The organism is Priestia sp. P5_B4 (genome assembly GCF_056400385.1).
Genome location: NZ_JBFULJ010001132.1, coordinates 1 through 1027 on the forward strand (window position 1 = coordinate 1; position 1027 = coordinate 1027).

Here is a 1027-nt window from a genome sequence, read left to right on the forward strand (position 1 = left end):
CACCTGAGCATTCCGTCTACTATTAAGACATGGGAATACTTATTAGCGGTATTAAAAGAAGCAAATAAGATATAAAGTTATCAGCATCCCTATAATTTTTAAAAAAGAGCTTCTGTAAAGGAGCTCTTTTTCATTGGTCATTTAGCAGATAATAAGCAGAATTCCGTCAACACGTCAGGCAATTGAGAACATTTATGTAAGCGCTTTACAAATAAAGGTTTTAAAACGGGCCTAAAAGAGGTAAACAATTACTAAAACGATAGACAAATGAATTCAAAACAAGCTCTGCAACTAATAAATTAGTAGGGAGAGAATGTATATGAATGACAATAGTCTTATCAAAGATCCCTTTTTGGAAAAAGGAGAAATTGAATTTTTAGAATTAAGGAAAGACGAAATACGTTATCTAAAGTTCGATCGGTTTTTGAAAGTGATTAAAGCACTTAATCAACGCAGTGATAAAGGCTACCAGAGTCTTATGCTTTCCGTTGATGGCTTTAAAGGTAATTCAAGAGAATTATATGAGATAGAGGAGTTTCGCAGATACGTAAATTTGTTAATTAATCAAGTTCCTCAAATATTATTTTATATTCACGATAAAAACAAAATGACTAATCAAATTTTGAAAAGTCTATCAAACAACAGCAGCCAACCGGCCTCTATAGATCCTAAAAGAGCACGTTTAATGATTGATGCCATACAGGAGCAAGTAGAGAAAACAGAGGATAAAGAGATAAAAGAGAATCTCTCTGAATTCGTATGTAAAATCCAGAGCTTTGTGAATCAGTATTAACAGTTCCCAATAGAAAAGCAGAATCCATATTATAAAAAAGTACGAGAACTCAAAGTTCTCGTGCTTTTTTATTGGAAAAACAGTAGAAAGAGAAAAGGATTATCAACATAGATTGATAAATAATAAATAATAATGGTAAAGCTTCATATTCTGCCGTGAAATAACAAGGAGGAATGAACATTGCATCATATTGAAATAAGAAGACCCAAAATAGAAGACCGCGCAGAACTCCAC

Annotated in this window: 1 protein-coding gene; it reads left to right on the plus strand. The window is 32.5% G+C overall.

Features of this window, described 5'->3' with window-relative positions; genetic code table 11:
* Positions 1–319 precede the first annotated feature (319 nt).
* Positions 320–793, plus strand: coding sequence for a hypothetical protein (locus tag AC1DRF_RS29395; protein WP_013083145.1), 474 nt, complete (start codon positions 320–322; stop codon positions 791–793).
* Positions 794–1027 lie beyond the last annotated feature (234 nt).